Below are 16,566 nucleotides of genomic sequence, written 5' to 3'. Positions count from 1 at the left end.
TCTTTTGCATTTTTTGAATTAACTGCGCTAGATCACTGAAACAAGCTAGGCTCTTTTTTAAAGCTTTTTAGCAGTATGGAAAGATCAATCTTTCTTAGCATTTTTCTTGCAGTTTCTTTGTCATGGGTTGCATGAAAGGGGCTGTTGTAGAATTTTAGTGTCATTTCACGCCTCTTGTATCTTTAGATTAATTAAAAAATTTAAATAAAAACAAGTAACACAAGGTAGGACGCAACCTTGTTAAGCAAATTAGATAGTGATAATCTTTGTAATAACATTTGTTATAACTTTATCAAGGTGGACTTATGCTTAAGGTGAAAGTTACAACTGTAGGTAATTCAATGGGAATTCTCCTACCCAAAGAGGCACTTGGCAAGATGAAAGCAAATAAAGGGGATTTTTTGTATTTAGTTGAGTCACCTGAGGGTTATACATTAACACCCTACCAACAAGATTTTGAGGAACAGATTTCAGCTGCCGAAAATATTATGGCACGCTACCGCAATACACTCCGTGAACTAGCTAAATGATGGAGCCTAAATGGGTGTTAGAAAGTGTTGTTCTAGCAATTCACACCATGTTGTTGTCAGAACATGGTGGAGCATCAGGTGTTCGAGATGAAGCATTACTTAAGTCTGCACTAGCTAGAGCACATCAAAAGTTTGCTTATGAGCCATTAGCTACACATTTTGATTTAGCAGCAGCCTACAGCTATGGGCTTGTAAAAAATCACGCTTTTATTGATGGAAATAAGAGAGTAGCTTTTACTGTTGGTGTTTTGTTTTTAGAATTGAATGGCTATGAGTTTACGGCAGCAGAAGCCGAAGCTGCGGTTACCTTTGAGGCTTTAGCTGCAGGTGATATTGGAGAAGAAAAGCTAAGCAAATGGTTTGAATCAAATATAGCTTTTATCTAGTCCAATTTTTAGCCATTAAGCAAAAGCTCTTGCCATACTTGTGTGACTTGCTGGCGGTATTCAACCCAGGGTTGTGCGGGTAAAAAAGTACCGGCTTTTTCTAGTGCTGCATGATGGGTTGTTTTGCGGTAAATCAAATAGGCTTCTTGTAAACTATCGACCTTTGCTTGGGGTAATACGCCTGTGGCGGCTAACGCATCTAAAATACGCATATTGTCGGTAAATTCATAAAGCTGTGGGTGGGCGTGGCTGTAGGCAAGCACTAGGTATTGCACCATAAACTCTATATCCACCAAACCACCGGCATCTTGTTTTACATGGAAGAGGTCAACTTCGCCTTGTTTTGAACCTAGGTTAGCGCGCATTTTTTCTCGCATACTAACCACATCTTCTCTTAGCTTGGCTAGGTCTCTTTTTTGACCAAGAATAGTGCCCCGCAATGCATTAAATTGCTGTGTTAGCTGGGCATCACCCGCCACAACTCGTGCACGCACTAAGGCTTGGTGTTCCCAAGTCCAAGCTTGGTTGGCTTGGTAATCGGCAAAGGCTTTTAAGCTACTGACTAATAAACCGGCATTGCCTGAAGGTCGTAGGCGCATATCCACTTCATAGAGTTGCCCAGAGGGTGTTGCTGTGGCTAAAAAATGAATAATGCGCTGCCCTAAACGGCTAAACCAAGTCACGCTGTCTAGGTTTTTTTCTCCATCACTGGCTAGGGTGGGGTGACCGTCATGGATAAAAACCAAGTCTAAATCTGAGCCATAGCCTAGTTCTATACCGCCTAGTTTGCCGTAACCCACTATAATGAAGCCGCTGTCTGCTGGTTCACCATTACTTAACCTGGGGCGACCATAACGGCGGGTTAAATCGCGCAGGGTTTGGTTAAGCACTTTTTCAAGTAGCACTTCTGCTATGTAGGTGAGGTAGTCACTAACTTTCATTAAGTGCCGCTGGGCGATTAAATCAGAGGCGGCGACACGTAAAACATTGGCATGACGAAAATAGCGCAGGGCTTCCATTAAGGCTTCTATGTCTTCTTCTGGAATACGGGTTAAATGCTGGCGAAGTTCATCTTGTAAGCGGTTTTTATCGGCAGGGGTGTAAAGGGTTTCTGGGCTAAGCAGTTCATCTAAAAGGATTGGCATTTTAGCTAGCTGCTCGGCTAACCAAGGGCTGGCGGCACAAATAGTGACCAGTTGTTTTAGGGCTTCTGGGTTTTCTGTTAGCAAAACTAGGTAGGCGGTACGGCGTAACACGGCTTCGACTAACCAAAGGGTTCGCTCTAAGGCTGCATCTGGGTTTTGGGTGGCAGCTACGGCCATTAATAGTTGTGGCATTAGTTGGTTAAGCCTTTCACGACCGATGGGCTGCATATTGGCAACGGCTCGGCTGGAATAAAGCGACTGCAATACTTTTAAGCTGGCATCGGCTTTTTTAAAGCCTGCTTGCTGAAATGCTTCTTCTGCTAGGGCGGGTTCTGCTTGTTCATTCCATAGGCAAGCAAGGGCTTCATCTATTTTGGTTGGCTCTGGTTGCTCTTCTTCTGGGTCGGCAATAATTGCATTAAAATGCTGGCGAACCTGCTGTTTAATTAACTGTAAATGCTGGTATAAAGCTGGCCAGTCTGCAAAACCACAGCGCCAAGCAAGGCGTGCTTGAGCTATTTCATCTTCAGGCAGGGTTTGGGTTTGTTTGTCTGCTAAACCTTGCAAGGCATGTTCTAAATCACGCAAAAACTCATAGGCTACTAATAGCTCTTTGCTGGCTTCTTCTGGCATTAAGCCTAGGCTAGAAATAACTGGTAGCACTTTTCTAATAGAGCGTTCTTGTAATTCTGTATCTCTGCCACCTCGAATTAACTGGAAAACTTGGCTAATAAATTCCACTTCACGAATACCGCCCAAACCTAGCTTAATGTTGTTTTCTAAGCTTTTGCGGCGCACTTCTCGGTTAATCATTGCCTTCATGGCGCGTAAAGCTTCAATGGCGCTAAAGTCTAAATATTTACGGTACACAAAGGGGCGCAGCTCATTTAGTAAACTTTCACCTGCCTGCTTATCACCGGCAATTACCCGTGCTTTAATCATGGCGTAGCGTTCCCAATCACGGCCTTGTTGCTGGTAATATTCTAATAAGGCATTAAAGCTGAGTGCCAAAGCACCGGCATCGCCATAAGGGCGTAGTCGCATATCAACCCGAAATACAAAACCTTCTGCCGTGGGTTTATCTAACAGGGCAATTAGCTTTTGACCTAGCCGAGTAAAGTATTCTTGATTCTCAAAGCTGCGTTTGCCGCCTAGCGTTTCACCTTGGGATTCAAAGGCAAAAATAAGGTCTATGTCTGAGGATAGGTTTAATTCACCTGCGCCTAGTTTTCCCATACCTAAAACAACAAGGCGAAGTGGCTTTACTTCACCTGCTTCAACCTTAGCTGGGCTAGTTCCTCTTGGGTAAGGTTTTCCCCATAAGGGTGCATAGAAGTCTTCTAGCCAAGCTAAAGCAGCTTCGGTGGTAACTTCTGCTAGTGCGGTAATTTCTGCGGCAGTTTGCCAAACCTGTTGGGGTTGACCTGCAAATTGGGAATCTCGCCATAATAGGCGTAACATAACAGCACGACGAAAAAGCCTTAATTTAGTTAGTAGACTTGCTTCATCGGTAGGTGGCCGACCCTCTTCATTGCTTAAGGCCTGCTGGCACCAAAGCTTATAATCAGCCAATTTTAGGGGTGGAGTTAAACGGTCTGCTTTGGCTAGCTGAGATAACATTTTAGCATCTGTTGCTAGCACTTCTGCCGCGTAATCACTGGTGGCTAATAGCCCAGCTAAACCTTCGGGCTGTTGTGTAGCAGCATCAGGGTTTAAACGGCTGAGTGCCTGATGGGTTATAGCTTGTAGCTTGGAAGGCAAAAATGATAAATCAACTGGTGACACGGCTATAACCCTACCTTAGAAAAAAGTTTAAAATAATCCTGTCAGCCTAGTGACTGATACTTTCTGGCTCAACCTTATTTTACAGGCACTTAAGTATGTCTGAAATTCCTTTAAAACTCGCTGTAAACTTAGCACTAGAAACACCACCTAGCCCAGACTTAGTTACCCCAGCAGAACCGGCAAACATTTGTTTCACTAGCCTAATTAATGGCCTAGTAGAAAACCAGTGGTTTGTTGCAGAGAATTATTTGTCGCAAGATTTATGTGATCAGCTGCAGCAAGATTTACAGGGCTTGCGTGAGCAGTCACGCCTTTCACCGGCGGGTATAGGTAGAGGCAAAAACCACCTATTGAATGAAGACGTTCGTGGTGATTATACCCACTGGTTTGATGGTAGCAGCCTAGCTCAGCAATCTTATTTAGCAATAATGCGGGAGTTAAAAAACACCCTAAACCGTGAGCTATTTTTAGGCTTGTTTGAATACGAGTGCCACTATGCACTTTATCCGCCGGGTGCTTTTTATAAAAAACACCTCGATAGCTTTCGTGGGCGCACTAGCCGCAAGGTAACCACGGTGGTTTATTTAAACTCGGCCTGGCAAACAGAAGATGCAGGTGAAATGCGTCTCTACCACCCGCAAACTAACCAAGTTTTATTAGATGTTGCACCACGTAGTGGTACGCTTGTTTGTTTTATGTCGGAAGACTTGCCCCATGAAGTGCTTCCTACCAATAAAAATCGGATGAGTATTGCCGGTTGGTTCCGTTGTAATACCTCCTTAAATGGGCGGATAGATCCAGCACTTTAAACAGGCTGCATCTTTTTTATTCATGTAAAAATTAAGGAGAGTCATGTCCTTTCCTCTTGCCTCTGCTGTTAAAGAAACCCTTAAACAAGGTTATTCTTTTCAAGATTTACGCGCCGACCTTTTAGCCGGTATTACCCTTGGTATTATTGCTGTTCCTCTGGCTATGGCACTGGCAATCGCTAGTGGTGTGCCGCCCCAATACGGCTTATATACCGCTATAGTGGCTGGTGCTGTTATTGCACTAACGGGCGGTTCACGCTTTTCTGTTAGTGGTCCAACGGCTGCGTTTGTCGTTATTTTGTTGCCAGTTACTAGCCAGTACGGTTTAGGTGGTTTGCTCTTAGCTACTTTAATGGCAGGGGCAATTCAGCTTTCTATGGGTGCGCTCAGGTTAGGGCGACTGATTCAATTTATTCCAGCACCCGTTACCTTGGGTTTTACGGCAGGTATTGCTTTAGTAATTGCTAGCTTACAGCTTAAAGATTTTTTTGGGCTGAGTGGTATGGATAACACCGCCCACTTTTTTATAAAGCTGATGGATTTTTTTAGTTTAGTTGGACAAATTAGCTGGGGTGACTTTTTAGTTGGTGCAGTTACCCTAGCCATTCTTATTGCTTGGCCGCGCTTAAAAACACCCATTCCTGGTCACTTACCTGCTTTATTGCTAGGCACGGCTTTAGCTTTGCTTGGTGGTTTTTGGTTTACTGATTTTCATGTGGTGCTACTGGGTGATCAATTTAGCTGGACGCTAGGTGAAGAGTCTGGGCGTGGCATTCCGCCCGTTGCACCTTCATTTTTATTGCCTTGGTTAATGCCTAATGCCGAAGCTGAAGCAATAGGTTTTAGCTGGGAATTATTCAGCGCCCTACTGCCCGCTGCTTTTACTATTGCCATGTTAGGCGCAATTGAATCTTTGCTTTGTGCGGTGGTGGGCGACTCTTTAACAGGTACAAAACATGACCCTAACGCTGAGCTGGTTGGGCAAGGTTTAGGTAATTTAGTTGCACCCTTTTTTGGCGGTATTACTGCTACAGGTGCTTTGGCTAGAACAGCAGCCAATATACGGGCAGGCGGTCGCTCGCCTTTTGCCGCTTTATTCCACGCACTTATGGTACTAGCCAGTGTGCTTATTTTTTCTGATTGGCTTTCCTACCTTCCTATGGCCGCTTTAGCTGGGTTATTACTTATTGTTGCTTGGAATATGAGTGAAGCCCATCACGTGTTACGTATGTTGAAAGTTGCGCCTCGCAGCGATCTGCTAGTATTAGTTACCTGTTTTAGCCTAACCGTTATGTTTGATATGGTGCTAGCGGTAGGCGTAGGTATAGTGTTAGCTTCATTGCTGTTTATGGGGCGCATGGCGCAGGCAACACAAAGCTATACATTGAATGAACGTGAACACCAAGATAGGCAGCTACCAAAGGGTGTTGCTTATATTCGCATTGCTGGCCCACTATTTTTTGGTGCTGCTGAAAAAGCTTTGGGGCGTTTATCACAAGTGTCTTCTAGTATTGATGCTGTTTTTGTTGATATGCATGAGGTTTCTAGTTTGGATATAACTGCTATTGACTCTCTCGATGCTGCAATACGCCAATTAGAAGCAAGGGGGAAACGCATTATATTTATTGGCTTAGCCCCCAATTTAATTTTAAAACTGCGCAGGGCGGGCATACGCAAGAATGCCAACCTTAGCTTTGCTCGCAGTGCTAATCAGGCTAGCAAACGCTGGTTAGCCTATCAAACTACAATTAAGTAAAGCTTAGCCGATAAGCTTGTTAATAAATTAAGTTTTAATTTTGGAGTAGCAAAATGGACAATTCACCAGAAGAACAAAACAAAACGGTGGCCTTAGTTGCCTCAATATTGTTTATTTTGGCTTTTGCAGTTTTAGTTTATTTGTTTTTTACTAAGTTTATGATTCAGCCCCATTCTAACGAACTTCGGGAAGGGCATAGAGATGCAGATTATTGCCGAATGGTTAAGCTTTATATGGACACCAATGGCAGAGAAGGTTGGCGTGATTACCGTGGCATTTATTATAAAGATTGCCTTAAGTAACTAGTTCGGCATAACTAATCATTAGCTGTAAGCTTGTTCTTCCCCTGAATACATTCTCTTCTAAACGGTAGGCCAAACGGACTTGGTCACCCTCCTGAAAAGGAAAATCAGCCCCAGCCTGAGGTAAAGCACGAAACCAAATGGCTTTTATTAAATTAGTATCATTCGCTAGGGTTAAGTCGAGTTGTAGATGAATAGGGTCTGCGCCGACAGCTCTTATTCCCGCCAGATGAAACACACCTTCAAATAAAGGCGCTTCAAACTCCCTACCATAGGGTTCAAGTTTTTTTAGTAGATTAAACGCTTCTAGGCTAACTAAATTAGGTTCTAGTTCTCCGTCTGTTAGTAGGTAGGGTGCTAGTTTACGCTCGCCTAACTGAAGAACAATAGCGCGTTCAAAAGCCTGCTGAAAATCAACCAACCGTTCACGCCAAAGCGTTAAGCCCGCAGCGGCTTGGTGACCACCAAACTTGACTAGCATACCAGGATTCATGTCATCGACTCGCTGTAAGGCGGCATGAATGCTAATTCCTGGGACACTTCTTGCTGAGGCAACCAAGTGTTTAGTATCACTTGCAGGGGTTAAAACTACAGTAGGACGGCCGTGTTTTTCTACTAGCCTTGATGCAACGATACCTTGTACGCCCGAATGCCCTTCTTCTAGGTAAGCAACCAAGCTTTGCATACCCGCAGCAACCTGTTCTTCCGCCCCTTGCAAAGCAGCCTGAACCATTTCTTTTTCAACCGTTCGCCTTTGTTGGTTGTCGCTGTCTAATAATTCTAAATGTTGTGCTGCTGTTTCTGGGTACTTGGCTAGTAGGTATTGCAGGGCTTCGTAAGGGTCTGCCATACGTGAGCTGGCGTTAATTCTTGGCCCTAGCTGAAACCCTAGGGTGGAGGCAGTGAATGCTTCCTGTCGCTTTCCCATTAACTGTCGAAATGCTTGCCAACAAGCTTCATTAGACGTATTCATCAGCTGTAATCCCGCTCTAACTAGAGCACGATTGATAGCACTAGCACCCAAAGAAACACAGTCGGCAACAGTTCCTAAGGCTACAAAAGGCAAGAGGTAACTAAGCTTGGGTGTGCTACTTGGCAACAAACCTTCTTGAACCATGGAATTACGCAAGGCAGACATTAACAACCAAGCAACGCCACAACCGGCAAGGGTTTTATCTGGGTAGTTACAGTCTGTACGTGTTGGGTTAATCACTGCATAAGCTGAAGCTGGTGGGCCACTTTTGGGGAGGGTGTGGTGATCTGTTACTAACACATCTATACCCGCAGCTTTAAGTCTGGCAATGCGTGGTTCATCTGAAGAACCGCAATCAGCGGTGATAATAACGCTAGGAAGTTTGTCAGCAGCAAGAATACGGTTTGTTAAGGAATCGCTAACACCGTAACCATCATCAATACGATGGCCAATTAAGCTAAGTAGCTGTTCAGCAGGAACCCCTAGAAGCTCGGTTAGAGTACGATAAATAACTACATGAGAGGTAATGCCATCAACATCATAATCAGTGAGCAGTCCTAGCGTTTCACCCCTTTGAATTGCTAGCTTTAATCTTTCAACTGCTGGTTTTATATCAGCCAGTGAATCGGGTGCTGCTAGCTGATTTAAGCCCGGCTCTATCAGGGCAGCTATGGAGGGTGAAGATTGATTTAAGCGCCCTGCTAGTATTCTGGCTAGAAGTGGATGAACACCTTCAGTCAGTGCTTGCTGATAAATGTTTCTATCAACTGACCGAAGGCGTAGTTCAATTTTTTTAGCAGGTTTAAGCACGCCCTATCTTCGCTAAAACTTCATTCAGCAAGGCAATAATTTGATCTGAGTAATCATCTACTTTTAGGTAGAGGTCTTCAGCCTCGGCTGTATCGCCATTTTGTTTAGCTTTAATAATTTCTTGAATAAGAATGTGCATTTGCTTATGCGGTTCATTCAAGGCTTTCATTTCGGGGAAATGACCAAAGTTTTTCATGCCATCGCCGCCGTACCAAACACCTAGGTCACAATCATTGTGGCTTACTGCTTGATCTAAACTTAAGGTTGATTGACCATCTAGGAAGCTACGTAAACGCACTTTCCATGCTCGGTGAGCACTTTTTGCTAAAGCCAGCTCTACGTGAGGTTCAATATTTACCTTAAAGCCCCGCATTTGCTTCATTAGCGCGGATATTTCACTGCCTATACCACTCGTAGCAGCAATGATATTACCTGTTTGTCCGACTGTTTCTACTGCACCTTCGCTAATAATAACAATGTGACGGTTAATATCATCAGATACGGCTGTTTGTTCTTCAGCGGCAGAAGCAATTTGTGCGCTCATATCACTAATACGGCGCATGGCTTCAGTAATTTCTTGCAGTGCAAGGCGAGCGGCTTCGGTTTGTTCAACGGTTTTTTCAGCTTCTTTATGGCTGCGTTCAATCACATTAACAGACTCTTCAACGCCTTGTTGTAGCTGCTCTATCATGCCGTGAATTTGGCCTGTGGCTTCTTGTGAGCGTTGTGCTAGCTGACGCACTTCATCGGCAACCACGGCAAAACCACGACCATGCTCACCAGCCCTTGCTGCTTCAATGGCCGCATTAAGGGCTAAGAGGTTGGTTTGTTCTGAAATACCGCTGATAACATCTAAAATACTGCCAATGTTTTCGCTGTATTCATTTAACTTGCGAATCACTTGTGCCGCTTGATCTACTTCGGCTGCCAAGCGAGAGATGCCTTCACTGGTTTGCTGCACAACATCATTACCATGGGCTGAGCTTTGATCAGCCTGCTCTGTTGCATTGGCAGTTTCGGCAGCATGGCTGGCAATTTCTACTGCAGTAACTGACATTTCGTTCATAGCGGTTGAAACTTCTTCGGTGCTCATTTGCTGACGCTTCATTGAGTCAGCGGTTTCACCCGTAATACGGAAGGTGTATTCAGCCTTAGAGCCTAACTCGCCCACATGATCTAAAACAGACAGTACGGTTTTTTCAACCTTGGCGACAAAGTTGTTAAAAGACTTGGCTACTTCTGATAGTTCATTTTTACCCTCTATAGGTAAGCGTTGACGCAGGTCTTGCTCACCTTCAGAAATGTTTTGTAAGGCTAGGTTTAGGCGTTTAATTGGAGAAATAATGCCTCTTGCTAACAACCAAGAAACCAGCAAGCCTACTAGAAGGATAAAGAAAGACACTGTTGAAGTGGTTGCTATAGCACTTTGGAAGGCAGTAACGCTAGCGGAGCGATCTGAGTAAATAGCCATAACACCAATGGTGTTACCACTGTAATCTTTTAAAGGTGCTGCTAGCACGGCTATGTCTAAACCTTGGTCACTTGCCCTAGTTGTCATAACCTTACCCTGCATCACTTGCTTTAGGTCGTTAGCTTTAATTAGCTCTTGACCCTGCCAAGTACTTACTAACTGTTCAAAGCCTTTGTCTGTTGCTTGGTAAATAATTAGGTCTGCTTTTTGACTTGCTTTAAAAGCATCAGCATAGGCTTGGCGTAAAGATAAACCAAACTCTAAACTGCCATAATGACGGCCTTGCCAAGTAACAGGTACTACACCCCGTATACCTATACCCGCTACGCCACTTTCTATACCAGAAACTGCATTTTTACTGCGATTGGTTTCAACAACGGTATGTCTAAAAGAAGAAAGGTCATCACCAAACTTAGCTGGTTTGTGTAAGCGTAAGAAGGAGGTAGCTGGCGGTAGGTGGAATTGCATTTGTTCAATGCCCGCCATTTGCTGCAAGTTTTGAAATACTGGTAAAAGCTGTTCTTCTAAAACTTGACGATTTTGTACAGCAAAATTACGTTGTATATCTGGTTGATTAGCAATAGCTGCCGCTAAATGTAAGGCCTGAGATTGCTGATTTGTTATTTCGTCTAAGGCAGCTTGATGCAAGCGTTTTAGAGCATCCTGCTCTGTTCGCAGCATCAGTTGATCCATATTTTGTAGCTGAAGCGGTAGTAGTATGCCAATACCTAGTATCAACACCAACGCAAAGCCTAATTGTATTCTTAGCCCTATACTTAGCTTATTCAACATAGTGTTGTTTCTCCTTGTAAATATAGATGACTCGTATAAAGCCAATTGATTACAACAATCTGGTTTAGTTATTTACTTTGTACTTCAGCTAGGTGATTTTGTACAGTTTTTAAGTCTGCTGGTAGTACAGTGTAACGCTCTTCTCGTTCTAAGAGATCACTCATGTGTTCTGGCAAACTAGCACCTTGAACAAAACCTGCTTTAATAATGGCTTCTTCAAATTTAGCTGGATGTGCTGTCGCTAAGGTCACTACAGGAACTTTAGGGTCGGTAGCGCACTTTTCAGTTGCTAGGTAACCCGTTGCAGTGTGGGGGTCTAGCAGCTCTCCCGTGCGTTTAAAGGCATCGGCTATTACTTTTAAAATGGTTGCATCATCAACGGCCAGACTAGCAAAAACCTCTTGTGCCTTAGCCCAAGCTTTAGGGTCTAGCTGAGTTGCTTTGCTTTGGAAATCTTCTAATAACTCTGCAACAGCGGCTCCATCCTGGTCGTAAAGATCGAACAATAAACGCTCAAAGTTAGAAGAAACTACAATATCCATTGAAGGCGCTAAAGTGGGTTCTAGGGTCTTTTTGCTGAAATCGTTGCTATGTAAAGTGCGGTGTAAAATATCGTTGGCGTTAGTAGCCACAATTAGCTGACGAATAGGCAGGCCCATTTTCCGTGCTACATAACCTGCAAATACATCGCCAAAGTTGGCTGAAGGCACACTGAAAGACACTTCACGGTGGGGCGCACCTAGCGCAACTGCGCTGGTAAAGTAATAAACAATTTGCGCCATAATACGCGCCCAGTTAATTGAGTTAACTGCAATTAGGCGCTGACCATTTAAGAAGCTTTGATCACCAAAACTGGCTTTAACCATAGCTTGGCAATCATCAAAGTCACCTTCAATGGCTAGGTTGTGTACGTTAGGTGCAAGTACACAAGTCATTTGACGACGCTGGACTTCTGAAACGCGGTTATGCGGATGCAGAATAAAAATATCGACCTGCTCGCAAGGTTTACAGCCTTCGATAGCTGCTGAACCTGTGTCACCAGAAGTTGCCCCCATAATTACACCGCGCTCGCCACGCTTTAGTAAAAAATGGTCTAGCAAACGACCTAGAAGCTGCAAGGCAACGTCTTTAAATGCCAAGGTTGGGCCGTGAAAAAGCTCTAATAAAAAGTGGTTGTTATCTAACTGTTTTAAAGGCGCTACTGCATCGTGATTAAAGCTGGCATAGGTTTTCTTTAAAATATCACGCAGGGTTGCTTCATCTATGCAGTCGCCTATGTAGGGACGCATTACTCGAAAAGCAACTTCGTGATAAGGCAAGCCTGCCAAGTCAGCAATTTCTTGCTTACTCATTTGTGGGTAGGTTTCTGGCACATAAAGGCCACCGTCTGGGGCTAGTCCAGTTAATACCACTTCTTCAAAACTAAGTGCGGGCGCTTGCCCGCGAGTGCTGATATAACGCACGGCTTTATCTCGCTTTTAATTATTGATCGTTTAGGCTTTCAACACGAATACGCATGACACCACCAGCAATATCAGCTAGCGATTCTATCTGGCGTATTACTTCGTTCATGGCTGCTTCTTTAGTGACATGAGTAAGTAAAATAATGGGCACTAGCTCGCCTTCAATTGAATCTCTTTGCACTATGGCTTCAATGCTTATTCCCTGCTCGCTCAAAATTGTAGCAACACGGGCAAGAACGCCTGGGCGATCTACTGCTAGCAAGCGCAGGTAATAGGCTGTTTCAATTTCTTCCATAGGCAGTACAGGCAAATCATAAGACTGGTCTGCAAAGGCAAGGTAGGGCACACGTGAGGCTTGATCTACACCCATAGCACGCGCCACATCAACTAAATCTGCAATAACAGAAGAAGCGGTAGGTTCTGCCCCAGCACCAGCACCGTAATAAAGTGTTGGGCCAACTGCATCACCAGAAACCATAACGGCATTTTTTACGCCATTAACATTGGCTAGCAGGCGTTCTTTAGGTATTAGGGTTGGATGAACTCTTAGCTCTAGCCCTTCTTCGGTACGGCGTGTTATGCCTAGGTGCTTAATAACATAACCAAGTGCATCGGCTTGCTTAATGTCTTCAATTTCAATGCGACTAATGCCTTCGGTATAAACTTTATCAAAGCTTAATGGAACACCAAAAGCGATAGCAGAGAGAATGGTTAGCTTATGGGCTGCATCTATGCCTTCCACATCAAAGGTTGGATCAGCTTCGGCATAACCTAGCTCTTGCGCTTCGGCTAGGGCTTCTTCAAAGGTTTTGCCTTCTTGCTGCATACTGCTAAGTATGTAGTTGCCTGTGCCATTGATAATACCAGCAACCCATTGAATTTTATTGGCGGTTAAGCCTTCACGAATGGATTTAATGATGGGAATACCGCCAGCAACTGCCGCTTCAAAAGCAACCACTACACCGGCTTCACGTGCAGCTTGAAAAATTTCATTACCATAAACAGCAATCAAAGCTTTATTAGCAGTAACAACATGCTTGCCTGCTTGTATGGCCTTCATTACTAGGTCGTAAGCTATATCGTAACCGCCAATAAGTTCGACGACTATATCAATTTCTGGGTTGTCTATAACATCAAAAACATCTTGCGACATATAAACGCTAGATGTTTCACAGTCTGGGTTAGGAGTTCGGGTAGCTACCTGTTCGATAACAATCGGCCGACCTGCTCTACGGGAAATTTCGCTGGCATTGCGTAACAACACATTAAATACACCACCGCCAACGGTACCTAGTCCACATATAGCCACTTTTACAGGTTTCAAATTACTCTCCTAAACTTAAAGGTGTCTTTGTTCTTTAATTGTAACCTAGTTTACAACCCTAACTCACTTATCAAACGTTCTGCTGGCACAAAGCCTGGAATAAGTCTGCCATCGGGTAAAAAGATAGCTGGCGTTCCTTGTACACCTAACCTGCGCCCTAATTCATACTGTTCTTCTATAGGGTTGTTACAGGCTTTTGCTGGCAACTTTTTACCGGCTTTAGCTGCTGTCATTGCTTCTTGTTGATTGTCTGCACACCAGATGTTGACTAAATCATTGTAGCCTTTGCCTTGTAAACCTTGACGTGGAAAAGCTAGGTAGCGTACTTCTACACCCTGCTGGTTTAATTCGGGAACTTGTTCATGCAAGCGTGAACAGTAAGGGCAGGTTGAGTCAGTAAAAACTTGAACGATTGCTTTAGTCTGCCCCTTGGCAACAAAAACAACTTGATCTTCGGCTGCAACTGCTTGAATTACTTGGGTGCGTATGGCCGAGCGTGCGTTTTCTGTTAAGTCAACCAAACCATCATTCGTTATTTCTAATAAATTACCTGCAAAAATATAATCTTTCTGCTTGTTAACGTAAAGCAAATCACCTGAACTTAACTCTACTTGATAGAAGTCTTTTAAGGGTGCAGCCGTGACTTTAACAACCTCAATTCTGGGGTCAATCTTTTGTAAACGTAGTTGTATTTCGTCTTTGGTGTTTGCGGCTGCAGTAGCCACAAAAAATACCAGCAATAAACCCGTAAAAAACTGCTTAAGCATTTTTATCCCCTAGAAAATTATTAGCAAACCAGTATGCCTGCCAGCTTTTAAAATGGCTAATGTTACTCAGCTTAAATACAAAAACGGGCACCCGAGGGCGCCCGTTTTAACTAGCCTACTTTTGCTAAACACATCAAGCAAAAATAACTTAAGCTAGCTTCTCTTTAATACGTGCAGACTTACCAGAACGATCACGTAGGTAGTAAATCTTAGCCTGACGTACATCACCACGGCGCTTAACTTGAATAGATTCAACTAAAGGGCTGTAAACTTGGAAAGTACGCTCTACACCTACACCGCTAGAAATTTTACGAACGGTGAAAGCTGAGTTTAAGCCACGATTGCGCTTACCTAGTACAACACCTTCGTAAGCCTGTAGACGCTCACGTGTACCTTCCTTTACTTTTACCTGAACAACAACTGTGTCACCAGGTGCAAAGTTAGGAACTTCTTTGTTCATTTGTTCGGCTTCAATAGCCTGAATAATAAGGTTTCTGCTGCTCATTGCTGCTCACTCCTGGACTAAGGCCGCTCGACTTGCACCCTGGCAAGCGGGGCTTCGTATTCACGGATAAATTCTGTCAATAATACCTGCTGCTCCTGATTTAACTGACGTCCTTTCAGTAAATCGGGGCGCCGCAACCAGGTTCGACCGAGCGCCTGCTTCAGACGCCAACGACGTATGGCTTCATGGTTACCACTGAGTAAAACCTCAGGCACCTTTACACCATTTATCTCTTCAGGCCGCGTATAATGCGGACAGTCCAGCAAACCATCAACAAAAGAATCCTCTTCTGCTGATGCCTCATGCCCGAGCACTCCTGGTACAAGGCGAGACACTGCATCAATCAGTGTCATAGCTGCTAGTTCACCGCCGCTGAGAACATAGTCACCAATGGACCATTCCTCATCGATCTCTGAGGCCACAAGGCGCTCATCAATACCTTCATAACGACCTGCAACAAGAATCAAGTTTTTGTTGCAGGCTGCTAATTCTTCTACACCTGCTTGATCTAACTTTCTACCCTGAGGTGAGAGATAAATCACTTTAGCAGTAGAGCCTGCCGCTGCTCTTGCTGCTTTTATAGCGGCTTGCAAAGGCTCTACCTTCATAAGCATTCCAGGACCACCACCGTAAGGGCGATCATCAACCGTGTGATGCTTATCGCTAGTAAAATCTCGCGGGTTCCAGAATTCGAAATTCAACAAACCCTGCTTTACTGCCCTAGAAATAACACCCTGCTGGGTAATGGCATCAAACATCTGGGGAAACAAGGAGACAACACCAAACCATTTGCTCGTTTGTTGTGCCTCTAACTCAGAAGTCTGCATCCCAATCCACTTCAATTTGGGCAGTTTCTAGATTGACCTGACGAACGACATCAGGCAACAACCAAGGTATAAGACGTTCTTGCTGGTCAAGACTGCCGGGGCAAGCTTTAACCACCAGCACATCGTTGGCACCAGTCTCTAGCAAGCTACTTACTTCGCCATAAAGCTGTCCTGCTAGGTTAACTACTTTCAAGCCAATTAATTGACTCCAGTAATAGTCACCTTCAGGCAGTTTGGGTAGCTTGTCTTTACTAAGTAGAATTTCTGCACCTGATAATAAGCGTGCTTCTTCTGGTGTATCTACACCTTCTAACTTAGCTATTAGGCCTTTACCGTGCTTACGACCATCAAGCTGACGTACTAACTTACTTTGCCCATTCAGCCTAAGCTGCCACTGGGAGTACCCAAGTAAGTTTTCCATGGGGTCGGTATAAGAATAAACTTTAACCCAACCTTTAATACCAAAAACACTGGTTATTTTACCCAGTACAATTAGCTCAGCTTTATCTTCTTTTGCTGTCAGCTGATTTTTTGTTCCGCTCATGCGCACCTCGCTCATGTGCGAAATATCAACTAGCGTTACAGCAGTAATTACTGCTGCTTAGCTGCTTCTTTTACTAACTTAGCAACACGCTCTGACAACTGTGCGCCTTGAGCAACCCAGTGCTGTAGACGATCAGTATCAATACGTAGACGCTCTGCATTACCTTGAGCTACAGGGTTAAAGAAACCTAGGCGCTCAATGTAACGACCATCACGTGCATTACGTGAATCAGTTACGTGTAGGTGATAAAACGGACGCTTTTTTGCGCCACCACGTGCTAAACGAATGGTTACCATTACGAGTCTTTCCTTTAAAATATCCGGAAAACACAACGCAGAAGTTATTTCTGCCGCTGCAATAAATTTGTGACCAGGATG

General features: G+C 44.1%; 16 protein-coding genes. 5 read left to right on the top strand and 11 right to left on the bottom strand.

The features are described 5' to 3' along the window. Positions 1-32: 32 nt before the first annotated feature. On the bottom strand, positions 33-164 hold the full coding sequence (locus tag H571_RS16195) for a hypothetical protein (RefSeq protein WP_281167279.1): 132 nt from the start codon (positions 162-164) through the stop codon (positions 33-35). Between the two features lie 141 nt (positions 165-305). Here H571_RS16195 and H571_RS0109815 point away from each other — a divergent pair, with 141 nt between their 5' ends. Then, on the top strand, positions 306-530 hold the full coding sequence (locus H571_RS0109815) for an AbrB/MazE/SpoVT family DNA-binding domain-containing protein (RefSeq protein WP_027849150.1): 225 nt from the start codon (positions 306-308) through the stop codon (positions 528-530). A gap of 14 nt (positions 531-544) precedes the next feature. Beyond that, on the top strand, positions 545-916 hold the full coding sequence (locus H571_RS0109810) for a type II toxin-antitoxin system death-on-curing family toxin (protein WP_211219788.1): 372 nt from the start codon (positions 545-547) through the stop codon (positions 914-916). Positions 917-924: 8 nt separating this feature from the next. Here H571_RS0109810 and glnE read toward each other — a convergent pair whose 3' ends face one another. Continuing rightward, positions 925-3,846, bottom strand: coding sequence for a bifunctional [glutamate--ammonia ligase]-adenylyl-L-tyrosine phosphorylase/[glutamate--ammonia-ligase] adenylyltransferase (gene glnE / locus H571_RS14865; RefSeq protein ID WP_051168276.1), 2,922 nt, complete (start codon positions 3,844-3,846; stop codon positions 925-927). A gap of 95 nt (positions 3,847-3,941) precedes the next feature. On the opposite strand from glnE, the gene H571_RS0109800 reads away from it, so the two are divergent. From H571_RS0109800 to H571_RS0109790, 3 genes are read left to right on the top strand one after another with little or no spacing between them, the layout of a single operon-like run. Next, positions 3,942-4,655 (top strand): 2OG-Fe(II) oxygenase, encoded by a 714-nt coding sequence (locus H571_RS0109800; RefSeq protein WP_084482781.1) that lies wholly within the window; start codon positions 3,942-3,944, stop codon positions 4,653-4,655. Between the two features lie 43 nt (positions 4,656-4,698). After that, on the top strand, positions 4,699-6,411 hold the full coding sequence (gene dauA / locus H571_RS0109795) for a C4-dicarboxylic acid transporter DauA (RefSeq protein ID WP_027849147.1): 1,713 nt from the start codon (positions 4,699-4,701) through the stop codon (positions 6,409-6,411). A 53-nt stretch (positions 6,412-6,464) separates the two neighbouring features. Continuing rightward, a complete protein-coding gene (locus H571_RS0109790; RefSeq protein WP_027849146.1) occupies positions 6,465-6,713 on the top strand; it encodes a hypothetical protein in 249 nt (82 codons plus the stop codon). Here the strand turns inward: H571_RS0109790 and recJ are convergent. The 9 genes from recJ to rpsP all read right to left on the bottom strand — a co-directional run bounded on the left by recJ (position 6,706) and on the right by rpsP (position 16,485). Beyond that, positions 6,706-8,496, bottom strand: a complete 1,791-nt coding sequence (gene recJ, locus H571_RS0109785; protein WP_027849145.1) for a single-stranded-DNA-specific exonuclease RecJ — start codon at positions 8,494-8,496, stop codon at positions 6,706-6,708. The genes H571_RS0109790 and recJ overlap by 8 nt on opposite strands. After that, positions 8,489-10,759, bottom strand: a complete 2,271-nt coding sequence (locus H571_RS14860; RefSeq protein ID WP_051168275.1) for a methyl-accepting chemotaxis protein — start codon at positions 10,757-10,759, stop codon at positions 8,489-8,491. Before H571_RS14860 ends, recJ begins: the two co-directional genes overlap by 8 nt. Positions 10,760-10,827: 68 nt before the next feature. Then, entirely contained in the window at positions 10,828-12,222 is a 1,395-nt protein-coding gene (thrC, locus tag H571_RS0109775; RefSeq protein ID WP_027849144.1) for a threonine synthase, read from the bottom strand. Positions 12,223-12,241: 19 nt separating this feature from the next. After that, positions 12,242-13,546, bottom strand: coding sequence for a homoserine dehydrogenase (locus tag H571_RS0109770; RefSeq protein ID WP_027849143.1), 1,305 nt, complete (start codon positions 13,544-13,546; stop codon positions 12,242-12,244). Positions 13,547-13,596: 50 nt separating this feature from the next. Next, on the bottom strand, positions 13,597-14,313 hold the full coding sequence (locus tag H571_RS0109765) for a DsbC family protein (RefSeq protein WP_027849142.1): 717 nt from the start codon (positions 14,311-14,313) through the stop codon (positions 13,597-13,599). A 148-nt stretch (positions 14,314-14,461) separates the two neighbouring features. Continuing rightward, the gene (gene rplS, locus H571_RS0109760; protein ID WP_027849141.1) at positions 14,462-14,818 is read right to left on the bottom strand and encodes a 50S ribosomal protein L19; all 357 of its coding nucleotides are present in this window, start codon (positions 14,816-14,818) and stop codon (positions 14,462-14,464) included. A 17-nt stretch (positions 14,819-14,835) separates the two neighbouring features. After that, the gene (trmD, locus tag H571_RS0109755; RefSeq protein WP_051168274.1) at positions 14,836-15,645 is read right to left on the bottom strand and encodes a tRNA (guanosine(37)-N1)-methyltransferase TrmD; all 810 of its coding nucleotides are present in this window, start codon (positions 15,643-15,645) and stop codon (positions 14,836-14,838) included. Beyond that, positions 15,632-16,189 carry a ribosome maturation factor RimM gene (rimM, locus tag H571_RS0109750; RefSeq protein ID WP_245562342.1) on the bottom strand — a complete coding sequence of 186 codons (558 nt, stop codon included), beginning with the start codon at positions 16,187-16,189 and terminating at the stop codon, positions 15,632-15,634. Before rimM ends, trmD begins: the two co-directional genes overlap by 14 nt. A 47-nt stretch (positions 16,190-16,236) precedes the next feature. Continuing rightward, entirely contained in the window at positions 16,237-16,485 is a 249-nt protein-coding gene (gene rpsP, locus H571_RS0109745; RefSeq protein WP_027849138.1) for a 30S ribosomal protein S16, read from the bottom strand. Between the last annotated feature and the right edge of the window lie 81 nt (positions 16,486-16,566).

The organism is Marinospirillum minutulum DSM 6287, assembly GCF_000422325.1.
Taxonomy (GTDB): Bacteria; Pseudomonadota; Gammaproteobacteria; order Pseudomonadales; family Halomonadaceae; genus Marinospirillum; species Marinospirillum minutulum.
This window is presented reverse-complemented; position numbering and strand designations above follow the sequence as displayed.

What these genes read in the sequence shown, in the direction of transcription:
- rplS (WP_027849141.1), bottom strand. Translation starts at nt 14,818, where the DNA reads ATGAGCAGCAGAAACCTTATTATTCAGGCTATTGAAGCCGAACAAATG.
- H571_RS16195 (WP_281167279.1), bottom strand. Translation starts at nt 164, where the DNA reads ATGACACTAAAATTCTACAACAGCCCCTTTCATGCAACCCATGACAAA.
- H571_RS0109765 (WP_027849142.1), bottom strand. Translation starts at nt 14,313, where the DNA reads ATGCTTAAGCAGTTTTTTACGGGTTTATTGCTGGTATTTTTTGTGGCT.
- H571_RS0109790 (WP_027849146.1), top strand. Translation starts at nt 6,465, where the DNA reads ATGGACAATTCACCAGAAGAACAAAACAAAACGGTGGCCTTAGTTGCC.
- H571_RS14860 (WP_051168275.1), bottom strand. Translation starts at nt 10,759, where the DNA reads ATGTTGAATAAGCTAAGTATAGGGCTAAGAATACAATTAGGCTTTGCG.
- H571_RS0109800 (WP_084482781.1), top strand. Translation starts at nt 3,942, where the DNA reads ATGTCTGAAATTCCTTTAAAACTCGCTGTAAACTTAGCACTAGAAACA.
- H571_RS0109815 (WP_027849150.1), top strand. Translation starts at nt 306, where the DNA reads ATGCTTAAGGTGAAAGTTACAACTGTAGGTAATTCAATGGGAATTCTC.
- rpsP (WP_027849138.1), bottom strand. Translation starts at nt 16,485, where the DNA reads ATGGTAACCATTCGTTTAGCACGTGGTGGCGCAAAAAAGCGTCCGTTT.
- rimM (WP_245562342.1), bottom strand. Translation starts at nt 16,189, where the DNA reads ATGAGCGGAACAAAAAATCAGCTGACAGCAAAAGAAGATAAAGCTGAG.
- trmD (WP_051168274.1), bottom strand. Translation starts at nt 15,645, where the DNA reads ATGCAGACTTCTGAGTTAGAGGCACAACAAACGAGCAAATGGTTTGGT.
- dauA (WP_027849147.1), top strand. Translation starts at nt 4,699, where the DNA reads ATGTCCTTTCCTCTTGCCTCTGCTGTTAAAGAAACCCTTAAACAAGGT.